Annotated in this window: 22 protein-coding genes; 8 read left to right on the forward strand and 14 right to left on the reverse strand. The window is 69.3% G+C overall.

Going from position 1 to position 21,671, the window contains the following annotated elements; genetic code table 11:
• Both E6J58_00340 and E6J58_00345 read right to left on the reverse strand, forming a co-directional pair.
• A partial coding sequence (locus tag E6J58_00340; protein TMB44230.1) for a DNA primase occupies positions 1 to 531 on the reverse strand: 531 nt, incomplete at its 3' end.
• Between the two features lie 72 nt (positions 532 to 603).
• Positions 604 to 1,653, reverse strand: coding sequence for an ATP-dependent DNA ligase (locus E6J58_00345; GenBank protein TMB44231.1), 1,050 nt, complete (start codon positions 1,651 to 1,653; stop codon positions 604 to 606).
• A gap of 82 nt (positions 1,654 to 1,735) precedes the next feature.
• Here E6J58_00345 and E6J58_00350 point away from each other — a divergent pair, with 82 nt between their 5' ends.
• Complete coding sequence (locus E6J58_00350) at positions 1,736 to 2,809, forward strand: hypothetical protein (protein TMB44211.1); 1,074 nt, start codon at positions 1,736 to 1,738, stop codon at positions 2,807 to 2,809.
• Positions 2,806 to 4,464 carry an FAD-dependent oxidoreductase gene (locus tag E6J58_00355; GenBank protein TMB44212.1) on the forward strand — a complete coding sequence of 553 codons (1,659 nt, stop codon included), beginning with the start codon at positions 2,806 to 2,808 and terminating at the stop codon, positions 4,462 to 4,464. The genes E6J58_00350 and E6J58_00355 overlap by 4 nt, the downstream gene beginning before the upstream one ends.
• A gap of 4 nt (positions 4,465 to 4,468) precedes the next feature.
• Here E6J58_00355 and E6J58_00360 read toward each other — a convergent pair whose 3' ends face one another.
• From E6J58_00360 to E6J58_00375, 4 genes are all read right to left on the reverse strand, one after another.
• Positions 4,469 to 5,077: a TIGR00725 family protein gene (locus E6J58_00360; GenBank protein ID TMB44213.1), complete on the reverse strand. Its 609-nt coding sequence runs from the start codon at positions 5,075 to 5,077 to the stop codon at positions 4,469 to 4,471.
• A 43-nt stretch (positions 5,078 to 5,120) separates the two neighbouring features.
• Positions 5,121 to 5,606, reverse strand: a complete 486-nt coding sequence (locus E6J58_00365; GenBank protein ID TMB44214.1) for a hypothetical protein — start codon at positions 5,604 to 5,606, stop codon at positions 5,121 to 5,123.
• Between the two features lie 62 nt (positions 5,607 to 5,668).
• Positions 5,669 to 6,079, reverse strand: coding sequence for a YjbQ family protein (locus tag E6J58_00370; protein ID TMB44232.1), 411 nt, complete (start codon positions 6,077 to 6,079; stop codon positions 5,669 to 5,671).
• 2 nt (positions 6,080 to 6,081) lie between these two features.
• On the reverse strand, positions 6,082 to 6,807 hold the full coding sequence (locus E6J58_00375) for an arginyltransferase (protein ID TMB44215.1): 726 nt from the start codon (positions 6,805 to 6,807) through the stop codon (positions 6,082 to 6,084).
• Positions 6,808 to 6,843: 36 nt separating this feature from the next.
• On the opposite strand from E6J58_00375, the gene E6J58_00380 reads away from it, so the two are divergent.
• On the forward strand, positions 6,844 to 7,554 hold the full coding sequence (locus E6J58_00380) for a 16S rRNA (uracil(1498)-N(3))-methyltransferase (protein TMB44216.1): 711 nt from the start codon (positions 6,844 to 6,846) through the stop codon (positions 7,552 to 7,554).
• Here the strand turns inward: E6J58_00380 and E6J58_00385 are convergent.
• Complete coding sequence (locus tag E6J58_00385; GenBank protein ID TMB44217.1) at positions 7,541 to 7,894, reverse strand: hypothetical protein; 354 nt, start codon at positions 7,892 to 7,894, stop codon at positions 7,541 to 7,543. The two genes, E6J58_00380 and E6J58_00385, sit on opposite strands and share 14 nt — an antisense overlap.
• Before the next feature lie 195 nt (positions 7,895 to 8,089).
• Between E6J58_00385 and E6J58_00390 the strand changes: the two genes are divergently transcribed.
• The 3 genes from E6J58_00390 to E6J58_00400 are packed head-to-tail and all read left to right on the forward strand — an operon-like array spanning position 8,090 to position 11,520.
• Complete coding sequence (locus E6J58_00390) at positions 8,090 to 9,322, forward strand: MFS transporter (protein ID TMB44218.1); 1,233 nt, start codon at positions 8,090 to 8,092, stop codon at positions 9,320 to 9,322.
• A gap of 31 nt (positions 9,323 to 9,353) precedes the next feature.
• A complete protein-coding gene (locus E6J58_00395; protein TMB44219.1) occupies positions 9,354 to 10,292 on the forward strand; it encodes an NAD-dependent epimerase/dehydratase family protein in 939 nt (312 codons plus the stop codon).
• 7 nt (positions 10,293 to 10,299) lie between these two features.
• Positions 10,300 to 11,520 carry an aminotransferase class I/II-fold pyridoxal phosphate-dependent enzyme gene (locus E6J58_00400; GenBank protein ID TMB44220.1) on the forward strand — a complete coding sequence of 407 codons (1,221 nt, stop codon included), beginning with the start codon at positions 10,300 to 10,302 and terminating at the stop codon, positions 11,518 to 11,520.
• Here E6J58_00400 and E6J58_00405 read toward each other — a convergent pair.
• On the reverse strand, positions 11,506 to 11,706 hold the full coding sequence (locus tag E6J58_00405; protein ID TMB44221.1) for a hypothetical protein: 201 nt from the start codon (positions 11,704 to 11,706) through the stop codon (positions 11,506 to 11,508). The two genes, E6J58_00400 and E6J58_00405, sit on opposite strands and share 15 nt — an antisense overlap.
• Positions 11,707 to 11,811: 105 nt before the next feature.
• On the opposite strand from E6J58_00405, the gene ligD reads away from it, so the two are divergent.
• Positions 11,812 to 13,695: a DNA ligase D gene (ligD, locus tag E6J58_00410; GenBank protein ID TMB44222.1), complete on the forward strand. Its 1,884-nt coding sequence runs from the start codon at positions 11,812 to 11,814 to the stop codon at positions 13,693 to 13,695.
• Here ligD and E6J58_00415 read toward each other — a convergent pair.
• The 4 genes from E6J58_00415 to E6J58_00430 are packed head-to-tail and all read right to left on the reverse strand — an operon-like array spanning position 13,690 to position 18,762.
• A complete protein-coding gene (locus E6J58_00415) occupies positions 13,690 to 14,592 on the reverse strand; it encodes a tRNA pseudouridine(55) synthase (GenBank protein ID TMB44223.1) in 903 nt (300 codons plus the stop codon). The two genes, ligD and E6J58_00415, sit on opposite strands and share 6 nt — an antisense overlap.
• Complete coding sequence (locus E6J58_00420) at positions 14,589 to 15,737, reverse strand: glycosyltransferase family 4 protein (GenBank protein TMB44224.1); 1,149 nt, start codon at positions 15,735 to 15,737, stop codon at positions 14,589 to 14,591. The genes E6J58_00415 and E6J58_00420 overlap by 4 nt, the downstream gene beginning before the upstream one ends.
• Positions 15,734 to 16,900: a glycosyltransferase family 9 protein gene (locus E6J58_00425; protein ID TMB44225.1), complete on the reverse strand. Its 1,167-nt coding sequence runs from the start codon at positions 16,898 to 16,900 to the stop codon at positions 15,734 to 15,736. The genes E6J58_00420 and E6J58_00425 overlap by 4 nt, the downstream gene beginning before the upstream one ends.
• A complete protein-coding gene (locus tag E6J58_00430; protein TMB44226.1) occupies positions 16,759 to 18,762 on the reverse strand; it encodes a hypothetical protein in 2,004 nt (667 codons plus the stop codon). Before E6J58_00430 ends, E6J58_00425 begins: the two co-directional genes overlap by 142 nt.
• Between E6J58_00430 and E6J58_00435 the strand changes: the two genes are divergently transcribed.
• On the forward strand, positions 18,679 to 19,509 hold the full coding sequence (locus E6J58_00435; GenBank protein TMB44227.1) for a sugar kinase: 831 nt from the start codon (positions 18,679 to 18,681) through the stop codon (positions 19,507 to 19,509). The genes E6J58_00430 and E6J58_00435 overlap by 84 nt on opposite strands.
• A 139-nt stretch (positions 19,510 to 19,648) precedes the next feature.
• Here the strand turns inward: E6J58_00435 and E6J58_00440 are convergent, their stop codons facing one another.
• Complete coding sequence (locus E6J58_00440; protein TMB44228.1) at positions 19,649 to 20,479, reverse strand: alpha/beta fold hydrolase; 831 nt, start codon at positions 20,477 to 20,479, stop codon at positions 19,649 to 19,651.
• On the reverse strand, positions 20,476 to 21,671 hold a 1,196-nt coding region (locus E6J58_00445), incomplete at its 5' end, for a benzoate-CoA ligase family protein (protein TMB44229.1). The genes E6J58_00440 and E6J58_00445, both read right to left, overlap by 4 nt.

A 21,671-nucleotide genomic window follows, 5' to 3' on the forward strand; every position in this document is an offset into this window, starting at 1 on the left:
CGAGCCCGACGTCTTCGGCCAGCCGGTGAGTCCGTGCTCCTGGAGCACCTCGCGCGCGAGCAGCGCGACCTCTCGCACCTGCGCCCAAGGAACGCCGGGGACGGGATCCAGATCGACGCGCAGCTCGTCGGGATGGTCGAGGTCCTCGGCGCGCACCGGGTGCGGATGGAGATCGAGGCAGCCGAGGTTGATGATCCAGACCAGCTGCGCGGCGTCCCGCAGCACCACTTCGCGGGCCGTCCGGCCGGAAGGGAACTTCAGCTCCACCACCTCGATCCAGAGCGGCCGCGACTCCGGCGCCCGCTTCTGGAAGAAGAACTCGCCCTCGGCTCCGTGCACGTAGCGCTTGAGCGCCATGGGCCGTCCGCCAGCGCCGCGGAGCGCGCCCTCCGCGACCGCGAGGTAGTAGCGGACCAGATCGAGCTTCGTGTAGCCGCGCTGTGGAAAGAACACCTTGTCCGGATTCGAGATCGGAACTTCCCGCCCTTCGATCTGGAGGAGCTCCTTCCGGGCAGGCACGCGCCGGAGCATAGTGGCCAACTGCACCGGCGAACAGTCCGAGTGATGTGTCCTGGGCACAGGCCACTTGATCAGCCTTCGCGTTCATTCCCTGAGACCCGGTGCGCCGAAGATCTGCCGCAGCTCAGCGGGAGCGGTCTCCTCGAGCTGGTCGTAGCGGCATTCCGAAGGCGGCTTGTCAGGCCGCCAGCGCAGGAAAGTCGTCGCGTGGCGGAACCGATCGCCCTGCAGGTGATCGTACGCCACCTCGCAGACGCGCTCGATTCGCAGCGGTTCCCAGGAGAGATCCTTGCCACGGTTCCAGCGGGAGGAGGCGCCGGGCATGCGTTGATCGCCCGTCCACTGCGCCCACTCCCGCCAGGGATGCGCATCCGCCGCCCCTTCGCGCAGCGGCGCGAGCTCCCCGACCAGATCCTTGCGCTTCGCCGCGGTGAACGAGGAAGTGACGCCCACGTGATGGAGCTTGCCCCCGTCGTCATAGAGACCGAGCAGGAGCGAGCCGATCATCGTCCCCGGGCCGTTCTTGTGCCACCGGAAGCCCGCTACGACGCAGTCCGCGGTGCGCTGGTGCTTGACCTTCAGCATCACCCGCTTGTCGGGCTGGTAGATCTCCTCGACGCGCTTCGCGACCACGCCGTCGAATCCGGCGCCTTCGAACCGCGAGAACCAGTCCTGCGCCACGGCCCGGTCTCGCGTCGCAGGCGTCAGGTACAGCGGCGGCCTGACGCCTGCGAGCACGCGCTCGAGGCGGCGCCGGCGCTCCTCTTGCGGCGCCTGCCGAAGGTCCTCGTCGTCCAGAGCGAGCAGATCGAAGGCGACGTAGGAGGCCGGCGTCTGCGAAGCGAGCAGCTTGATCCGGGAAGCGGCCGGATGAATGCGAAGGAGCAAGGCGTCGAAATCGAGCCCATTCGGGCCGGCAATCACGATTTCCCCGTCGAGCACGCAGCGCCGCGGAACCTGGCTCAGCAGCGGCTCCTCCAGCTCCGGGAAGTATCGGTTGAGCGGCTTCAGGTCCCGGCTCTGCAGCAGGAGGTGATCGCCGTCGCGGAACGCCAGCGCGCGAAATCCGTCCCACTTCGGCTCGAAGATCCAGCCGTTGCCCTCGGGGAGAGCGCCCGCGAGTTTCGCGAGCATGGGCGCGATGGGACCCTGCAGCACGGTGTAAGCATACCTACGGCACTGGACGGCTGCACTCGGGCAGGCGAAGCATCTCCCGATGGCAGAGCTGGTGGTGTTCGTGCCGGGGTTCTTCGGGTTCGGCAGTTTCGGGCATCCGGACCGGCCGCTGATCGAGTACTTCGCGCGCGTCGAGGACGCGCTCCTGCGGGCCCATCTGCGTCCGCTGCGATTCGTCGTCCACCAACCGCCGCCCGCGGCGTCGGTCGCGGACCGCGTCCGCTCGCTGCACGCGAAGGTGACGGAGCTGATTGGAGCGGGCGCCACGCGTCTCCATCTGGTCGGGCATTCCACTGGCGGCGTCGACGTGCGCCTTCTCGCGCATCCGCTCTACAGCGGGGTGCCGGAGCGCGCGGAGATGATCCGCCGCGTCGCTTCGGTCATCACCGTTTCCGCCCCCTTCTACGGAACCCCGCTCGCGCGCCGCCTCGGCCGGACCACCTGGGCCGCGGTGCCTGCACTCTGGTTCGGGAGCATTCTCGCCAGCCGGGGACGACTGCGGATCGCGGGACAGGCCGGGGCAGTGTGGAACCTGATCAAGCGCGCCGCGGCGCTGCGGACCACGCCCACCGACGAGGTGATCGCGCAGCTCGCCGACGTGGACGACGACACCGCGCACCAGATCCGCCGCTTCCTCGCCGACGTTGCCGGCGATCACCGGCTGCTGGACGACCTCACGCCGGAGGCGATGGGGGAGCTGAACCGGAGCCTTGCCGGAGCGGATCCGGTCGCGCCGATCAGCTTCGTCTCGGTCGCGCCGCGCGCCGGGCTCTCGCCGCTGACCTTCATCTCCGCCCCGCTCCAGCGTGTCCTCTACGACGTGACCTGGACACTCGCGGCCAGCCAGCCGCCGCCCCCCGCCGTCGTCCCGGAAGGGCCGTGGATCGGCCAGCGGAAGCTCGTCCCACAGCCGACGTCCAACGACGGCATCGTTCCTGCCTGGTCGCAAACGCTCAGCGGGCGCGCGGAAGGGATCGTGCTCGGCGACCATCTGGATGTGATCGGGCACTACGAATCGGCGGGGGCCACGTTCCTCCGTTCCGGATCGGGCTTCGACGACGCGCGATTTCGCCTGCTCTGGGACCGCGTCGGCCGGTGTATCTTGGCCGCATGAGCCAACCCGCGCCCACGCTCCGCGAGACCAACGTGGACAAGCTCGGCGAACAGCGGTTCGACGTCCTCGTCCTCGGCGGCGGCATCAACGGCGCCGTATCGGCCGCGGCGCTGGCGGCGCGTGGAGCAAGGGTCGCGCTGATCGAGCGCGGCGATTTCGCGTCGGTGACGTCGCAGCAGTCCTCGAACCTGGCCTGGGGCGGGATCAAGTACCTGGAGACGTACGAGTTCGGGCTCGTGCGCAAGCTCTGCCGCGCCCGCAACCGCCTCATCCGCGCCTATCCGAGCACGGTCCAGGAGATCCGGTTCTTCACCTCCGTCGCCCGCGGCTTCCGCCACGGCCGCCTCAAGCTCTGGCTTGGCGCCCTCCTCTACTGGGCGATCGGAGGGTTCTTCACCCGCGCCCCTCGCCTGCTCTCGTCCGCGGACATCGAGCGGGACGAGCCCGTGGTCGACACCCGCGGCCTTTCCGGCGGGTTCGAGTATTCCGACTCCTATCTGCACGACAACGATGCCCGCTTCGTCTGGGGGTTCATCCGCTCCGCGCTAGACCGCGGGTGCGTCGCCGCGAACTACGTCGAGGCGCTGGGGTCCAGCCGCACCGGTGACGGCTGGGTGACGAGGGCGCGCGACGTGGTCAGCGGCCGCGACCTGACCATCGCCTCCTCGGTGCTGATCAACGCCTGCGGGCCCTACGCCGACGAGGTGAATGCGCGGGACGGCATCTCCACGGCGCACCATCATGTGTTCTCCAAAGGCATCCACGTCATCGTCGACCGACTGACCGCGCACCGCCGGGTGCTGACCTTCTTCGCCGACGACGGCCGCCTCTTCTTCGTCATTCCCATGCAGGCGAAGACCTGCATCGGCACGACCGACACGCGCGTGGAACGCCCCGAAGTCGAGGTTACGCCCGACGACCGGCGCTTCGTGCTCGACAACATCAACAAGCGCCTGCGGCTGGCGCGGCCGCTCGGCGATGGCGACGTCATCGCCGAGCGTTGCGGGGTCCGGCCGCTGGTCGTCTCCGGCACCGGCAACGGCGCGCGCGACTGGACCCAGCTCTCGCGCAAGCACGCCATCGAGACCGACGTGCCGCGCCGGCGGCTCACCATTTTCGGCGGCAAGCTCACCGACTGCATCAACGTCGGCGATGAGATCTGCGCCGAGGCGCAGAGGCTGGGCGTGGCGCTGCCCTTCGCCGGCCTTGTCTGGTACGGCGAGCCGGCGGACGCGGTGCGCGACGAGTACTTCCACCAGGCGCGGCTGATGGATCTGGACGCGCTCACCTCGCCGAGCGCGAGCGAGAAGCTGTCCACGCGCCTGTGGCGCCGGTACGGCTCGGAAGCGCTGGGGCTGCTCGAAGCGATCCGCCGCGATCCGCGGCAGGCGGAGGTGATCATCGAAACGAGCGAGTACATCCGCTGCGAGCTGGACGAGGCGGCGCGGCGCGAGATGGTGGTGAAGCTCGAGGACTTCCTGCGCCGCCGGTCGAAGATTGCGCAGGTGGTGCGCGAAGAGGAGATCCGGGCGGCGCCCGGGCTGCGCGAGGCCTGCAGGATTCTCTTTGGGGCTGAGGCGGAGGAGAAGATCGCAGAATACTTCGCCCCGGAAAGGGCATTTCCGCCTTCGCGGAAACGCCCGGCGACTGCATAGCCGCTTATTTCTCGATGTCCATCGCCTTTTCGGGGTGCTTGTCGCGAATCTTCTCCAGCACCAACCGGACGGCTTCCTCCGCCCCGTGCGCGAGCAGCACGCGCACCCGTCCCAGTTGATGGCCGCCGACCAGCTGGGCGGCTCCGCCGGTGCGATCCAGCGCCACCACCGGCTTGCCGTCGCGGAGAAGCAAGCCGACTTCGCTGAGCGTCCCACCGCCCCCGCCGAGGACGATGGCGGCGTCGACCGCCATGGCGACCAGAGCGCCCTGCGCGGAATTGACGCCGGTCGGGATGGCGAGATCCACCCACGGATTTGCTTCGGAGCGCGAGGTTCCGGGCAACAGCCCGAGGCAGATGCCGGCGCCGTTCGCCTCCTTGTATCCGCGCGACGCGCCCTCCATGCAGCCGCCGAGACCGCCGCAAACCAGGTGGACTCCGGCGCGCGCGAGAGCTGCCCCGACCTCCGCAGCCATGCGCTCGCGCTCCGAGCCCGGCTGGCCATCGCCGATCACCCCGATGACCGGGCGCCGCTGCTCCTCGTTCTGGGCCGCCTGTCTGCTCACCGGCGCGGCGCGCGAGCGTTCACCGGCGCCATCGTGATCGCGGTCCATGCAGCCAACATGGGCATCACGAACTGGCCTCGCGATCAATTTTTCATGCGTGAAGGAGCTGCGGAACCGCGTTCTGCGCTCCCGCTTCGAAGACGAGGACGCCCTCGTCGACGTAACCCTCGAGGTCCTCCGCCAGCCACCGCTGCCCTTCACGGATCTTGTGGAAGCGCACCGCGCAACCCTCGCCGTCGTAGGAGAGGATGACGTTGAAGCGATCGCCGTAGCGCGCAAGCGCCGACGACACCACCTGCGCGGTGAGAAGGCCGGCGGTCAACAGGAGCAACGGGCAGGAGCGCACCAGCCGCGCATCGAGCATCGTCTCCATCCGCAGCTTGTTCGCGCTGCACTCCAGCGCGGTCTCGTCGGGAAAATCGACCGGGCTCAAGTGCGGCTTGCTGACGAATCCGCGCAGGAGGAAACAGCCGCCGGTCTCGACGATCTGGACGTCAGGGCCGCGCGGCACCACGGCGTCCACGGCGCGGCTGCGCAGGTCCTCGAGGTAGCGCCCCATGCGGCGGTTGAACTTCATTGGATGAAGCATAGCCGCTGCCGCGCGGCTTTGCGGCTACGTATTGGACTGTACGATGCGCTCTACAGTCCCCACACCGTGACGACCAACGTCCGACGGTGCGGCGCGCGGCGATGCTCCCAGAGGTAGATCGCCTGCCACGTTCCGAGCGCGAGCTCTGCGCCGCTCACGGGCAGCGTCTCCGCGGTCCGGGTGAGCGCGGCGCGGATGTGCGAAGGCATGTCGTCCGGCCCCTCTTCCTCGTGCTCGTAGTCGGCGCCTTCGGGCGCGAGCCGCGCCAAGAACGCTTCCAAATCCCGCCGCACGGCCGGGTCGGCGTTCTCCTGGACGACCAGCGAGGCGCTGGTGTGCTGTACACAAACGTTGCAGAGTCCGGTCCGGACACCGGCGGCGTGCACGACGCGGCGGACGGCGTCGGTCACGTCATGGAGACCTCGCCCGCCCGGCTCGACGCGGACCGATTCCTGGTGCATTTTCAAGCTGGCTCCCATCTCGGAGAGTGTGGAGCATCGACGCGGCCGCGGAGTCGCTCCTGGGGGCGGAAACGCCCCTTGTACTCCAGCGAAGGGCAGCCCTCGACGCGGTAACCGAGGTACACGTAGGAGAGCCGGCGATGCCGCGCGTATTCGATCGCGCGCAGCACGTTATACGTGCCGATCGAGAGATGGCTGCGGTCCGGATCGTAATAGCAGTACACGGCGGAGAGAGCGTGCGGAGTCTCGTCGGCGATGCCGATCCCCATCAGCTCCTCACCGTCCCAATAGGAGAACTCGCGCGCAGCGGCGTGCGGGAAGCAGAACTGCATGGCGTAGGACTCGACGCCGATGCGATCCGGCTTCCACCCACGCCTCGCTTCACGGCTCGTGTGCCAGCGGCGATAGAGCTCGAGGCGCTCGTCGTCGACCAGCGGCTCACCAACCTCGATCCGCAGATGGCTGCCGCGCCGGAGCACGCGGCGCAGGTTCGGTGAAGGCGAAAAGGTCGCAACCGGGACACGGACGGAGACGCACTCGTCGCAGGTCGCGCACACTGGGCGGAAGTAGACGGGGCCGAACCTGCGCCAGCCGCGCACGAGCAGATCGTCCAGCTCGGCCGGGCTGACGCCCGTCATCAGCATGGTCTCGGTCGTCGAGCTGATGCCTTCCAGATAGGGGCACGGCTCGGGCCCGGCGATCCGATGCTGCAACAGGCGCACGAGCACATTCTATCGCTACAATCGTGCGATGGATGGCCGGCCATGAACCTTCTGTTGCTCGGCCCGGAAGAGGTGCGTCCCGACGGGACCGCGCGGTTGTCGGGACGGCGGCTCGTGCATGCGCGCGAGATCCTGCGGCTGACGCACGGCGACACGCTGCGCGTCGGCGTGCTGGGGGGCGCGACGGGACTCGGGCAGGTGCTTCAGCTCGACGAGCGCGAGCTGGTGATCCTCACTTCGCTGACGGAGGCGCCGCCTGCGCGACCGGGGATCGATCTGCTGCTGGCGCTTCCCCGGCCGAAGGCGCTGCGGAGGATCCTTCCGTCGGCGGCTTCGCTCGGCGTCGACCGGATCGTACTGGTGAACGCGGCGCGGGTGGAGAAGAGCTACTTCGATTCCCCGGCGCTGGACCCGGAGGCGATGGGCGAGCTGCTCATGCTCGGCCTCGAGCAGGCGAGGGACACGCACCTGCCCGACGTCCTCGTCCGGAAGCGGTTCCGTCCCTTCGTGGAGGACGAGCTGGACGCGCTTTGGCCTCGGACCGCCCGCTTCGTCGCGCATCCCGCCGCGGAGATCGCGGCGTCCCGTGGAGCGGAGCGCGCCGTCGTTGCCATCGGGCCGGAGGGAGGATGGGTGCCGTTCGAGATCGACCTGCTCCGCGGGCGCGGCTTCACGCCGTTCACGCTCGGACCGCGGCCCTTGCGCGTCGAGGTGGCGTTGCCGTATGCGCTGGGGATGCTCAGGGCGCGGTGAGCCGGTCGACGATCAGTCCGTAGAAGCGCGCCGCTCCGCTGAACCGCCAGCCGAGGTGCGCCGAGCAGCTGCGGCAAAGCGAGACCTGCCAGGAGCATCCGGGGAACCAGCTCCAGTACGGAGATGGATCGCTCACCTCGGAGCAGCCGGCCGCCTCGGAGAATCCGGCAACGACGTATTCGATTCCCTCGGGGTTCACGAACGCCCGGGTCGCGGCGCCGTCGAGCGGGATGCGGTCGCGAGCGCGCGCCACCTCCGCGCCGCAGGATGCGCACCGCCACACCGGATCGGCGTCGGCCCGGGTCGCCCCGCCCGCCTGTTGTGCATCCTCGCGCAGCACGCCACGATTCTAACCGCTCGGGAACATCCTGACCTTTGACAGCGGTCGCGCTGAAAAGGGCAATCCCTCCGAACAGCGCAATCGCACGCAGATCGCGGGCGACAGTCATGGCATCCTCCGGCGCAGCACCAACGGAAAGAGAATGAATTTCAAGAGGGCGCGACGCAAGGGTTGCAGGAGCTCCTCCTGTGTCGCATGGGTTGCGCGGTGAGGCGCCTGCTCCCGTCGACCGCGACGCCCGATGCTCCGCGCCTGATCGCGACGCGCGCGGCCCGCGGATTCGCCGACGGCATCGCCAGCGTCCTGCTCGCAAGCTACCTGTCGCGTCTCGGCTTCACGCCTCTGCAGATCGGGGCCATCGCCACGGCTACCCTCTTCGGGTCGGCGCTGCTGTTGCTGTCGGTCGGCCTGCTCGGCCATCGCTTCCCGCGCCGCGGAGTGCTGTTCGCTTCCGCGATCCTGATGTGTCTGACCGGCATCGCGTTCTACCTCGCCACGGACTTCTGGGCGCTGCTCCTGGTGGCGTTCGTGGGAACGCTGAACCCATCGTCCGGGGACGTGACCCTCTTCCTTCCCACCGAGCAGGCCGTGCTCGCCGAGGCGGCCGCGCCGGCCGACCGGACCGCGCTCTTCGCCTGGTACAACCTCGCCGGTGCGCTCGCCGGCGCCCTTGGCGCGCTCGCGGCCGGACTGCCGGACGCGCTCTCGCCGGCATCCGCGGGACAGGCGGAACGCGGCGCTTTTCTCGTCTATGCCGCGTTCGGTGCCTTCTCGGCGCTCGCCTACCGCAAGCTCTCCCCGGCGCTGGAGCCCCCGCCTGCGACACGCGCGCCGCCGCTGCACAAGTCGCGCGGCGTCGTGCTGCAGCTCGCGGCGCTCTTCTCGGTCGACTCCTTCGGCGGCGGATTCGTCGTGCAGTCCATCCTCGCCCTCTGGCTGTTCCGGCGATTCGACGTTCCGGTGAGCCAGGCCGGCGCCATCTTCTTCGCCGTCAACGTCCTCGGCGCCTTCTCCCAGCTCGTCTCCGCGCGCATCGCCGCGCGGATCGGCCATGTCCGGACCATGGTCTTCACGCACCTGCCGTCGAACGCCTTCCTGCTGCTCGCCGGCGTGATGCCGACGCTGCCGCTGGCGGCCTTCTTCCTGCTCCTGCGCGCCATGCTCTCGCAGATGGACGTGCCCGCCCGGCAGGCCTACGTGATGGCGATGGTCCCGCGCGAGGAGCGCGCGGCGGCGGCCAGCGTCACCAACGTCCCGCGCAGCCTCGCCGCGGCGGTGGCACCGCTTCTGGCCGGCGCTTTGCTACAGAAAAGCGCATTCGGCTGGCCGCTCGTCTGCGCCGGCCTCCTGAAGGCGGGCTACGACCTTGTCCTGTACGTGAAATTCGCCCAACGAAAGCCGCTGGAGAACCACCCGCCGACCTGCTAAGGAGGGCCACTTTCCTGGAGGCAGAGCGTCGATGAAGCGGATTCTGGTGACCGGTGCGGTGGGGCAAATCGGCTCGGAGCTGACGCTCGCGCTCCGCGACCGTTACGGCGGCGACGCGGTGGTCGCGAGCGACGTCCGGATGCCCCAGGACCCGTCGCTGCGCGACGGTGGCCCCTTCGAGTTCGTCGACTGCATGGATCCGCATCACCTCACGCGCGTGATGCAGATCCATCGCGTGGACACCATCTACCATCTCGCCGCCCTTCTCTCCGCGGTCGGCGAGCAGCGCCCGCTTCAGGCCTGGCAGCTGAACGTGAACGGACTGGTCAACGTGCTGGAGGCGGCGCGGCAGTACAAGTGCGCGCTCTTCTTCCCCAGCTCCATCGGCGCCTTCGGACCGGACACGCCGCGCAAGCGGACTCCCCAGGTCACCATCCAGCGTCCCACCACCATGTACGGCGTCACCAAGGTGGTGGGCGAGATGCTCTGCGAGGACTACCACCGGCGCTTCGCCATGGACACGCGCGGGCTGCGCTTTCCAGGACTCATCTCGTACCAGACGGAGCCCGGAGGCGGCACCACCGACTACGCGGTGGAGATCTTCCGCCAGGCTCTCCAGCACGGCGTCTACACCTGCTACCTGCGCGCAGATGCCCGGCTGCCGATGATGTACATGCCCGACGCCATCCGCGCGATGATCGAGCTGATGGAAGTCGAGCCCGCCCGGCTCATCCACCGCAATGCGTACAACCTCGGCGCGGTCGACTTCACGCCCGCGGAGATCGCCGAGGCGATCAAGAAGCGGATTCCCGCCTTCCACATCGAGTACGCCGTCGATCCCCGGCGGCAGGCCATCGCGGATTCCTGGCCGGAATCGGTCGACGACAGCGCAGCGCGCGAGGAATGGAAGTGGGCGCCACGCTACGGCCTCGACGCGATGGTCGACGACATGCTGCAGAAGATGCACTGAGGGACCCATGCCGCTGGACAAGCTCCTCGAGGATCTGAAGGCGCAGCTCGCTCACCTCGAAGCCGCAGGCACCGCCAAGGCCGACGAGCAGGTCGTGGTCGCGGTGAAGCCGCCACAGACCGGACGCGGTCCTCGCTTCCTGCTGGAAGATTTCGGCGACCGCGAGTTCATCCGGATGAACTCGAACTCCTATCTCGGGCTTTCCTTGCGCAGCGAGCTGATCGAGGCGGAACAGGACGCTGCCGAGGCATACGGCGTCGGGCCCGGCGCCGTCCGGTTCATCAGCGGCACCTACGAGCCGCATGTGGAGCTGGAAGTCGCGCTGGCCGAGTTTCACGGCCGCCCGGCTTCGATGGTCGCCGGATCCGCCTACACGGCGGTGGCGGGCGTCCTCTTCAGCCTCTCCACGTCCGAGACGGTGTTGGTCTCCGACGAGCTGAACCACAATTGCATCGTCAACGGGATGAAGCTCGCCCCCAACAAGGCCCGCAAGGTGTATGGCCATCTCGACCTGCGCGCGCTGGAGCAGCGGCTCGAGGAATCGATCGGCCAGGCCGAAGGCGCGCTGGTCATCACCGACGGTGTCTTCAGCATGCGGGGCGACCATGCGCCGGTGGATCGCATCGCCGCTCTCTGCCGCAAGTACGATCCGCGGTTTCCGCGCGGATGCGTCCTGGTCGTCGACGATTCCCACGGCGTGGGGGGATTCGGGACCACCGGCCGCGGCACCGAGGAGGTGACCGGCGGCCGCGCCGACGTGCTCGTCGGGACGCTGGGGAAGGCGATGGGCGTCAACGGCGGATACATCGCGACGGACGCGCCGCTGATCCGCTGGCTGCGCGAGAAAAACCCCTTCTACATCTACTCGAACCCGATCGCGCCCGGCGAGGCGGCCGCGGCGCTGGCGGCATTGGAGCTGATCCGCAGTCCGCAAGGCGTCGCCCTTCTCTCGCACCTGCGGGCGATGACGCAGCGGTTCCGCGACGGCCTCGTCCGCGTCGGATTCGAGACCATTCCCGGGCAGCATCCGGTGGTGCCGCTCATGGTGCGCGACACCGAGCGGACCGGCGCTTTGGTCCGCTTCCTCCGCGAAAACGGTGTGCTGGCGACCGGTCTCAACCATCCGGTCGTGCCCCGCGGCGAGCAACTCATCCGCTTCCAGGTTTCGGCGGATCACACCGAAGCGGACATCGACGCCGTGCTCTCCGTGCTGTCACGGTTCAAATAGCGCGACGGGAGTCCAGAGGCGTTTGCGACGGGCGATGCGCTGGTCCGGTGTCTCGCCTTCGTAGGAGACGCTCTGCGGCCGCCGGTCGAAGGCCGGATCGCGGAACACGTTGGCATTCAGCACCGCCCAGGCCCTGTCGCCTTCACGCATCATCGCCGCGCAGTACACGCCGCAGCGTGCGCACACGACCATCTCCGCCGTGCGCAGTCCGAAGACGTAGCGGGAGACCAGCGACTGATCCTGGATGCCGACCCGCGCGCGCCCCGCCGGGTCCGAGATCGTGCGGGCGCCATGCCGGCGGCAGAAGCTGCAGTCGCAGGCGCGCAGCGGAAGCTCGCGCGGGTCTTGCTCCGTCTCGAGCACGATCGCAATGTTGCCGCAGTGGCAGGTTCCTTCGAGTTTCGCGCTCAAGCCCCGCCGGAAGGTGACGGCTGGCTGCACGAGGTCAAGTACGACGGCTACCGGATCGGCTGCCGCATCCAGCGCCGGGCGGTAACCCTCTGGAGCCGGCGCGGCAACGACTGGACCCGCGACTTTCCCGAGATCGTCGCGGCGGCAAAGGCGCTGAAAGCGCGCAGCGCGCAGATCGACGGCGAGATCGCCGTCCTGCTTCCGGACGGCCGCACCAGCTTCCAGGCCCTGCAGAAATCGCTCGCCGGGGAGCGGCAGGGCGAGCTCGTCTACTTCGTCTTCGATCTCTTCGAGCTGGACGGCGTCGACGTCTCGCGCGAGCCCCTGGAGGCCCGCAAGGAAGCGCTCCGCAGAATCGTTCCCGACGCCGGGCCGATCCGGTTCTCCCGCCACTGGGCGGGCGGCGGAGGCAAGGTCTTCCGCGAGGCGTGCAGGCTCGGCTTCGAGGGACTGGTTTCGAAGCGCCGTGACCAGGCGCATCGAGCGGGGCGCAGCCCGGGATGGCTCAAGTCCAAGTGCGTGCTGCGGCAGGAGCTCGTCATCGGTGGATTCACCGAGCCGTCCGGCTCGCGCGAAGGGATCGGGGCGCTCCTCGTCGGACTCTACGAGAACGACAGGCTCCGGTTTGCCGGCAAGGTCGGCACGGGCTTCACGCAGGCTTCCTCGCGCGCGCTGCGCAAGAGACTCGATTCGCTGCGGACGTCGGCGTGCCCGTTCGAGCCGCCTCCTCCCGGATGGCTGGGCCGCAGCGCACGATGGGTGCAGCCGCGTCTGCTCGCGGAAGTGACGTTCACCGAGTGGACAGAGGGCGGTCACGTCCGCCATCCCTCCTTCCAGGGCTTGCGCGAGGACAAGCCGGCGCGGCAGGTCAAGCGCGAGCGCACCGAGGTACGCGGCATCGGCCTCAGCCACGCCGCTCGGATCGTGTATCCGGCGCAGCGCTACACGAAGCTCGACCTCGCGCGCTACCACGACGCCGTCGCCGAGCATGAGCTGCCGCACCTGCGCGGCCGGCCTCTGACGCTGGTCCGCTGCCCGAAGGAGATCGGCGACGGGTGCTACTTCATGAAGCATTCCAAGGTGTGGGCACCGGAGGCGCTCCGGCGCGTGCGCATCCAGGAAAAGACCAAGCTCGGCGAGTACCTGATCGCGGACACCGCCGAGGCGGTGATCGCGCTGGCGCAGATGGACGTGATCGAGATCCACACCTGGAACAGCCGCGACGACGACATCGAGCGGCCGGACCGCATCGTGATCGACCTCGATCCCGGCCCTGACGTGGCCTGGCGCGAAGTGGTGGCGGGAGCGCGGCTGGTGCGCGACGCGCTCGCCGTCGCGGGCCTGCGCAGTTTCGTCAAGACCACGGGCGGCCGTGGGTTGCACGTGGTGGTCCCCCTCGCGCGCGAGCGCGACTGGAGCGAGTGTCTCGCCTTCTCGCGAGCATTCGCGGAAGCGGTGGAGCGGCAGCATCGGAAAGGGTTCACCACGCAGTACGCAAAGGCGGGGCGAGAGCGGAAGATCCTCCTCGACTACCTGCGTAACAATCGAACGAACACGTCGATCGCGGCGTTCTCCCCTCGCGCTCGGAACGGCGCGCCCGTGTCGCTGCCGATCGGCTGGGACGAGCTGACACCGCGCCTCGACCCCGGCCGGTTCAACATCGAATCGGTGGCGGCGCGCCTCGGAGAGGATCCCTGGAAGGAGTATTGGCGGCTCCGCCAGAAGCTGACGGCGACGGGGGTTCGCGCCGTCGTCAGCCTATAGCGGGCTGCGCAGCACGGGATCCCCCGCGAGCTCTTCGCCGCGCCCGCGCAGCATGGCGACCAACGTTCCTTCGTGCAGGGCGCGAAGCGGAGGGCCGGGATCCGGAAAGCCGGCCGGCAACGGCCATTGCGCAGGCTCCACCGGGCGGCGGGGGATGGATTTCCCCGCTCGGAGCGCCTTCACCTCCTGGGCGTCGACGTGGACCGAAGCGCACCAGGGAAACAAGGCGGCGCCGACAACGGCGATTCGTTGGCCCGGCGCCGGATCTTCCCAGGGCCCGACGGAGACGCGACGGAGCGCGGTCAGGTGTGCGCGAGCGCCGGTCGCGCGGCCGAGATCGCGGGCCAGCGAGCGCACGTAGTAGCCGCCGCCGCTGACCAGGAAGAGCGTGCTCGACTCCGGCAGCCGATGCGACAGCCACCGCGCCTCGTGCAGGTAGACGCGCGAAGGTGGCAGCTCGACCGGCTCGCCGCGATGCGCCTTGCGGTAGGCCCGCTCGCCGTCGATGCGCTTGTTGCTCGTCGGTGGAGGCACCTGGTCCCGCCATCCGACGAACTCTGCAAGAGCGCCGTCCAGGCGCTCCGCCGTGAGACGCCGACCCTGGCCTCGCGCCACCACGCGACCGAGCAGGTCGCCGTTGTCCGTCTCGCTTCCCCAGGCGACGGTGGCCACGTAGGTCTTCGGGATCGGGTGCAGCAGATCCATCAGCCGCGTCGCCTGGCCGGCGAGAAGCAGGATGAGCCCTTCGGCGAACGGGTCCAGAGCGCCGCCATGGCAGACCGGCAGCTTGTCCCGGCGGATGCCGGCGGCGCGGACCTCCTCCATGAACGACTGCACCAGGGAGAAACTGGTCTGACCGACCGCCTTGTGGACGAGATGGACGCCCGGCGTCTTCATCGGCCGGCGATCGGGGGCAGATCCCGGAGGCGTCTCCAGAAGGCCAGCGTCTCGCCGGCAGCCCGACGGGGGGTGAAGTCCAGTGCGCGTTCCCGCGCCGCGCGGCCGAGCTGTCGCGCCCGACCGAGGTCGCCGAGGAGCTCGCCCAGCGCGAGGGCGATCGAGCGGGCGTCTTCGGCCGCGACGGGGCGACCTGTTTCGCCCACCAGCTCCCTCGGAGCTCCATCGCTCCCGGCGACGACCGGCACACCGCACGCCATTGCCTCGAGCACGCCGCGGCAGCCGCCGTCGTTCCCCTCGCGCAACCAGACCGCGACGTCGAGAGCGCGATAAGCCTGCACCAGCCCCGGCCCGCGAAGGTACCCGACGAAGACGGCGCGCGAGAGCCCGAGCTCGCGCGCGAGTGCCCGGAGCGGCGCCTCCTCCTCGCCGCGCCCGACGATCACGAGCCATGCCTGCGGCACTTCACGCTCGACGTGCGCGAACGCCTGCAGCAGCGCCGCATGGCCTCGGTCTGGCTTCATGCGCGCGACGATGCCGGCGAGCGGGGCGTCCAGCGGGATACCCCATTGGCTGCGCAATTCGCGAGCGTTGCCGGGCGAAAACCAATGCGCGTCGACCGCTGCCGGTACGTGCGCGACGCGGCGCTCGTCGAGCCCGAGCGCGAGCAGCGCATCCCGGTACTTCGCGCTGTGGACCACGACGCCGTCCGTCCTGCGCAGGAACCAGAGGCGCCGTCCGAGCGCGCCCGCGGTCACGTCCGCCCGCCGCTGCGCGGCGCGGATGACGCGCAGCTCGGGATTCCGCCCCCGACGCGCTGCCCACAACGCGAGCGAGTGGTCGTGCGCAAACGCGGCGTGAAAGACGTCGTATCGGCGTTCCCGTGCGAAAGCGGCGAGTCGCGCGGAATCGTGGATCAGATCGCGCAGGCGTACCTTCCTCGACAGGCGCAGCCCGGTCTCCCAGGGAACGCCGGCGTGGGCGAGGTGCTCCCCGAGGTTCTCGCCGGATCGCACGGTGTCTCCCGCAAATCGTGCGTCGAGGCCTTGCCCGCGCAGCTCGCGGGCCAGCGAGATCAGGCCCTCCACGGGCCCCGTCCGCGACGAGCTCGAGACCATGAGGAGCGGGGCACGCGGCCAGCTCACGCCGAGAGCAGCGGCAGGCGTCCCGCGGAGAGCAGCGGCAGAAGGGCCGCCCAGGCGCGCTCCTCCCCGAGGTCGAGCATGCAGCGGAAATGGCCGCGCGGGCAGCGGCGTCTTCCGAAGAAGGAACACGGCGCGCAGGGAACCTTGGCGAAGAGGACCTCGTGGCCGTGAAAATCGAACATCGTCGGATCCGTCGATCCGAAGAACGCCAGCGTCGGAACGCCGAGAGCGCGCGCCATGTGCATCGGGCCGCTGTCGTTCGCGACGAACGCGGTGCAGCGCGCGATGAAACCCCCGAGGCCGCGCAGGTCCAGCTTGCCGGAGAGATCGACCGCGCCGGGAGCGCCGCGCACCACTGTCTGCGCCAGCTGCGCTTCCGCCGCGCTCCCCTGGACCGCCACCTGCAGCCCTCGTTCCAGGGCGCGGCGTGCCAGACCGGCGAAGCGCTCCGCCGGCCAGCGTTTGGTGGCCCAGTTTGCTCCAGGCGAGAGTCCGACCAGCGGCAGCGAAGGGTCGAGGCCCGTCTTGCGCAGCACGCCGTCCGCGACCGCGAGATCCTCGGGCCCGAGCACGTACTGCAGCTTTCCCTTGGGCAGCGGACGCCCGACGAGCTCCTCGACGGCGGCGTGGTAGCGGTCGGCAAAGAGCATCGACGCGTGGTAGGGGCGCAGCGCGAGCTTGACGGGAAGCGTGTCGCGGAAGTCGCGCTTGTGCCACACCACCTTCCGGACTCCGGGCAAGAGCGCGCGCAGGATCCGGCTGCGGATCTTGGCGTGGAGGTCCAGCACCACCGTCGGCTGCACGGCGCGCAGGCGTCGCACGTACGAAAGAGGCCCCTCCCCGTCGCGCAGCGCGATCACGTCGTCGACGTCCGGATTGTGCTCGACCAGATGGGCGAGCCTCTCCTTGATGGCGTACACGATGCGCGCTTCCGGCCAGGCTTGGCGGAGGGCGCCGATGGCGGGCGCGGTCAGCACCACGTCGCCGACGGCGCTGAACCGCAGCACCAGTACCGTCTGGGTCACGCCGCCCCTGCCAGCAGATGGTAGGGCGCGGGCCTGCGGCAATTGCGCAGGGGGATGAGGAAGGTATCGACGAGCGCGTGCTGCCCCTCGATACAGGCGTGCGATACGCCGTCCGTCAGCACCATCCACGCCGACCAGGGCGCGAAGGAGAACCGTTCGTAGGGTGGCTGCTGGAACGACGGCGTGTCCTTCATCCAGTTATGGAACCGCCGCATGCGGCGATCGTAGGGCGAGCTGTCGATCACCCGCGCCATCGGAAACGCCTTGCCCGCCACGTTGAGCAGACTCGTGAGCACGCGTTCCGGCAACGCCGGCTCCAGCGCGCCTTTGCCGACGCCGGCGTCCTCCGCGTGGCGGTGGAACAGTTCCTCGAACGTCCCCTTGCTGATCCAGACCCGGGCCCGCGACGGGTTCAGGTTGACGAAGAAGCGCAGGATGCGATCGCCGTGGGTCGCGCCGTAGGCGCCCGCGTCCACGTGGACGAGCTCGTTGCTCGCGTGTGGCGAAAGGCCGCGGCCCCGTTCCTCCACGGGGCGGAAGCTGGAGGTCCCGGGCGTCCAGCCGCGGGTGAAGCCGGGCATGGCGCGCCCGAGGAATTCCCGCACCTGGAACCAATGCTCGCGCAGGACCCTCTGCGCGCGGTCGCGCACCAAAGCGGGCGCCTGGATGCCCGCCAGCTTCTCCGCGCCGGGGTAGTAGCTGACGTTCTTGCGACGGAGGAATGGGGACAGACCCTCGCGGAGAAACCCCTGATCATCCGGCGCTGGAAGCGGTATCGGGCACTTCGTGAAGTGAACGATGCGGCCCTGCTCCAGCGCGTCCGCCCAATCGCCGCGGTCGGCCTCGTGCAACATGAAGCGCGGGAAGCTAGCACAGCCGCGCCGCTCTGCGTCGAGAAAATATTCAGTATCGCGGGCAAAATCTGCTGCGCTCGCGCTGGCTCCATGCCCGGTCATCGGCGTAGCATCCGCGCCATGAATATCCGCCCCATCCTCATCGGCGCAGGCGTGGTTGCCTTTGGCGGTTACGCCCTCTACGACTATTACGGCCCGGAATCCAAGCACGCGCGAGAGCTGAAGGAAATCGAGCAGCTCGAGCCGGATCTGAAGCCGCCGGACTGCTTTCCGAAGAGCTTGAACGCGAAGCTCTTCGCCGTCGCCATCCAGCGCGATCGCCGTCCCAAGGCCGAGGTGCTCGACGACGTCGTCCGCCGTTCTGCGATCAAGCACGACTGCATCCGGGGCAACGATCCCAGGACCGTGCAGCGGGTCGTCAAAGCGCTGGAGAGCTCCGGCGTGCCGGTGTACGCCGAGGTCCTCGAGAAGTGCCCCGTGGTGAAGGACGAGTATCCCGTCTACAGTTGCTTCGCGCTCGACGCGCTCTATGCCGAGGGCAGCAAGGGCTCCATCGCCGCGATGGAGACCGCGCTCGCCAACAAGGACAAGGCGCGCAAGAACGTCTACCTGGGTGCTCTCTACAGATTGATGAGCACGAAGGGGTGGAAGACGACCCCGCAGCTCGCGCAGATGTTGCCCGCGGAGACCGACTGGGAAGCGAAGCAGCTGATCATCGAATACGTCCGTCATCACCGCGATGCTGCGGCGAGGGCGGATCTGCAGGCGGCGTACGACAAGGAGCCCGAGCTGCAGGAAAAGGGCCTGATCAAGGCGGCGCTGCTGGAGATCGACAATCCCGGCAAGTGCGTCGTAAACGACGAGGGCCGTGCCGAGAGCGGCGTCTGCCGCTACACCTGCACCGACACCAATCGCTGGTTCGGCGTCCCCAAGCCGAAGACGGGCTGCGCGCTGGTCACTGATCCGCCCGCAGAAGCGCAGCAGAAACAGGGCGCGGCGCCGATCAACTCCGCTACGCCCACCGCCGCGGGAGCGGCGAAGTAGTTGCCGAGTGCGGCGCGCATGCGCGTCGCGGTCATCGGTCACGTCGAGCACGTCACGCTGGGGCGCGTTCCGGCCGTTCCGCGCCCCGGCGATATCGCCCATCTCGAATCGCCGCGCTCGTTTCCTGGTGGCGGCGGCGGCGTGGCGTTCTTCCAGCTCACGCGGTCGCCGGCAGAGGTCCTGCTGTACACCGCCGCCGGCGACGACGATGCCGCGGCGCAAGTGCTGGAGCGCCTTTCGCGCACCGGCGCGCGGATCTTCTCCGCGCGGCGGCCGCAGGCGCACACTCGCGACGTCGTGATGATCACGCCCGACGGCGAACGGACCATCGTGGTGGTCGGCGAGCCCTTGCATCCGCAGCGCACCGATCCCCTGCCTTGGGAGGCGCTCGGCTCGTGCGACGCTGCGTACTTCACCGCGCAGGATCCCGCCGCCCTGGTGGCCGCGCGATCGGCGCGCCTGCTGGTGGTGACCGCCCGCCGGCGGCCGGCCCTGCTCCGCTCCGGAGCCCGCGCCGATGTCGTCGTCGGCAGCGCCCTCGATCCCCGAGAGGCGTGCTCGCTGGACGATTTTCCTGCCGGGCAAAGACCGGAAGCCCTCGTGCTCACCGAGGGCGCAACTGGCGGGACCGTGCACACAGCGCGAGGACCGCAGCGCTTCCCGGCGCCGCCTCGGAAGCCGGAAGGCGGCGGGGCATACGGCGCCGGCGACAGCTTCGCCGGGGCGCTGACGTATTTTCTCGCCGTTGGCGTTCCGGTGCATGAGGCCTGCGTCCGAGCCGGACCGTATGGCGCAGCGGTCCTCGGCGCGCTCGACCCGCTCGAGGCGCAGCTCGAGCTCGCGGCCTAGGCCTGGCGCATTGGTGTATGGGGCGGTCTGACAGCCCGAGCCGCATGCGCCCGATGCGAGCGCGCTCGTTCCACTCGACCTCCGGATCGAGTACGCGATCGTTCCGAAGCAATGCGTTCGATCTCGCGGCGCAATGGGCTTAGTCCCGGCGCGCATCAGCCGCGGCGCGTGTTCCCGCGGCGGAACCCCAGAATTCGCCGAGGATGTGATTGACCGCTTCCGGCTCCTCCATCGACGAGGTGTGCCCCGCTCGTGGAAGGCGGACGAACTTCGCCCCTGGAATCTGCGCCGCAAGCCGTATCGAGCGCGCGGGAACGACGGCGGTGTCTTCCTCTCCGGAGACGACCAGCACAGGGGCGCGAATGCTCGCGAGCTCCTGCGGGCTGACCGGTCTTCGTGAGAGGACGCCGTCCAGAGCGCGCCGCATTCCCGTCAGATCGTTCCCGATCAGCTCGCCCCCGAACGCTTCGCGCAGCGCCGCGCGCCCGGGGTCGGAGCGAAAGGTCCGCCCGAACATGATCTTCGTCACCGCCGGCACGAATGGTCGGATGGTGAGGAAGCGCGCGAGAAAGCTCATCGCCGAATACTTCAGCGCGTTCCGCCACGGTTCCGCGTCCGCCGCCGTCTCCATCAACGCCAGCGAGCGCACCAACTCCGGCCGCCGTGCGGCCAACCGCATCCCCACGAATCCGCCCATCGACAGGCCCACGAAATGGACCGGCGCAATTCCCAGCTGCGCAATGAGCGCGGCAGCGTCGTCGGCGAGCGTGTCCATGTCGTAGCCGCCTTCGGTCAACTCGCTCCGGCCCTGGCCGCGGTGGTCCCACGCGACGCAGCGGAAGCGATCCCGGAACGCCGCCAACTGGAAGCGCCACATCGAGACGCTCGAGAGCAACCCGTGCGAGAAGGCGATCGCCGGTCCCGTTCCGCCGGTATCTTCGACGTGCAGGTCGACGCCCCGGACCTTCACGGCGTCTCGCCGCGCAGCAGGTACCGCTGGATCTTGCCCGTGGCGGTCTTCGGCAGCTCCTTCACGAAGTGGATCTGCTTCGGCACCATGTAGCCGGCGCAGCGCGAGCGGACGTGCTGGCGGAGCTCTTCGGCGAGCTCGGGCGTTTCCGGGCGGCCTTCGGTGAGGACGACGTGCGCCTGGGGCCGCAGCAGGCCGCCGTCTGCCCGCGGTGTGACCGCCGCCTCGAGCACGGCCGCGTGCGAGACGAGGGCCGCCTCGACGTCCGTCGGCGATACCCACTCCGCGCCGGCCTTGAACATGTCGTCGGAGCGGCCCACGTAGTGGAACTCGCCGTCCTCCGTCTGCCGGAACTTGTCGCCGGTAAAGAACCACTCGCCGCGCATCTTGGAGCGGGTCTGCTCGAGACGGTTGAAGTACATCGTCGCAGTGCTCGGGCCGCGCACGATCAGGTCGCCGGTCTCGCCGCGCGGAACCTCCGCGCCGTTCTCATCGATGATCCGGACCTCGTATCCGTCGACGGGCTTCCCCGTGGAGTCGGGCTTGGCCTGGCCTCTCCGCGGCGACACGTAGATGTGCAGCACTTCCGTGGACCCGATGCCGTCGAGGATCTCGGTGCCGAAGCGGGTCTTCCATCGCGTGAACAGCTCGCCGGGCAGCGGCTCGCCGGCCGAGACGCAAAGGCGCAGGGAAGAGAGATCGTGCGTCACGTCCTTCTGCGCAAGCATGGCGGCGTAGAGCGTCGGGACTCCGTAGAAGACGGTCGGCTTCGCCTCCTGCAGGATCCGGTACGTGACGTCCGGAGTCGGCCGGTCCGGAGCCAGCACCGTGCTCGCCCCGACCCAGAACGGAAACACCAGACCGTTCCCGAGGCCGTATGCGTGGAACAGCTTGCTGGCGGAGAAGCAACGATCCACAGCGGACAAGCCCAGCACTCCGCGTGCATAGAGCTCGCAGCAATGCGGCCAGTCCTGGTGCGCGTGCACCGCCGCCTTCGGGCGCCCGGTGGACCCGCTGGTCCACAGCCAGAACGCGGGCTCGTCGCGCCTGGTGGCCGCCGCCGTCACCTTTTGCGCCGGAGTGTCCGCGACCCACCGCTCGAAGCTGCGATCGCCGCTCTCGCCGACGACCAGGATGCGCTCGAGGGCGCTCGTCCCGGAGAGCGCCGGCTCGACGCGCTCGATGCACGCCC

The sequence above is a fragment of the Deltaproteobacteria bacterium genome (genome assembly GCA_005879535.1).
In the GTDB taxonomy this organism is placed as follows: Bacteria; Myxococcota; Myxococcia; order Myxococcales; family 40CM-4-68-19; genus 40CM-4-68-19.

What these genes read in the sequence shown, in the direction of transcription:
- E6J58_00365 (TMB44214.1), bottom strand. Translation starts at nt 5,606, where the DNA reads ATGAAGTTCAACCGCCGCATGGGGCGCTACCTCGAGGACCTGCGCAGC.
- E6J58_00435 (TMB44227.1), top strand. Translation starts at nt 18,679, where the DNA reads ATGCGCGTCGCGGTCATCGGTCACGTCGAGCACGTCACGCTGGGGCGC.
- E6J58_00380 (TMB44216.1), top strand. Translation starts at nt 6,844, where the DNA reads ATGAACCTTCTGTTGCTCGGCCCGGAAGAGGTGCGTCCCGACGGGACC.
- E6J58_00355 (TMB44212.1), top strand. Translation starts at nt 2,806, where the DNA reads ATGAGCCAACCCGCGCCCACGCTCCGCGAGACCAACGTGGACAAGCTC.
- ligD (TMB44222.1), top strand. Translation starts at nt 11,812, where the DNA reads ATGCCGGCGGCAGAAGCTGCAGTCGCAGGCGCGCAGCGGAAGCTCGCG.
- E6J58_00345 (TMB44231.1), bottom strand. Translation starts at nt 1,653, where the DNA reads ATGCTCGCGAAACTCGCGGGCGCTCTCCCCGAGGGCAACGGCTGGATC.
- E6J58_00430 (TMB44226.1), bottom strand. Translation starts at nt 18,762, where the DNA reads ATGGGCGATATCGCCGGGGCGCGGAACGGCCGGAACGCGCCCCAGCGT.
- E6J58_00350 (TMB44211.1), top strand. Translation starts at nt 1,736, where the DNA reads ATGGCAGAGCTGGTGGTGTTCGTGCCGGGGTTCTTCGGGTTCGGCAGT.
- E6J58_00390 (TMB44218.1), top strand. Translation starts at nt 8,090, where the DNA reads ATGGGTTGCGCGGTGAGGCGCCTGCTCCCGTCGACCGCGACGCCCGAT.
- E6J58_00370 (TMB44232.1), bottom strand. Translation starts at nt 6,079, where the DNA reads ATGCACCAGGAATCGGTCCGCGTCGAGCCGGGCGGGCGAGGTCTCCAT.
- E6J58_00395 (TMB44219.1), top strand. Translation starts at nt 9,354, where the DNA reads ATGAAGCGGATTCTGGTGACCGGTGCGGTGGGGCAAATCGGCTCGGAG.
- E6J58_00360 (TMB44213.1), bottom strand. Translation starts at nt 5,077, where the DNA reads ATGGACCGCGATCACGATGGCGCCGGTGAACGCTCGCGCGCCGCGCCG.
- E6J58_00400 (TMB44220.1), top strand. Translation starts at nt 10,300, where the DNA reads ATGCCGCTGGACAAGCTCCTCGAGGATCTGAAGGCGCAGCTCGCTCAC.
- E6J58_00415 (TMB44223.1), bottom strand. Translation starts at nt 14,592, where the DNA reads ATGAAGACGCCGGGCGTCCATCTCGTCCACAAGGCGGTCGGTCAGACC.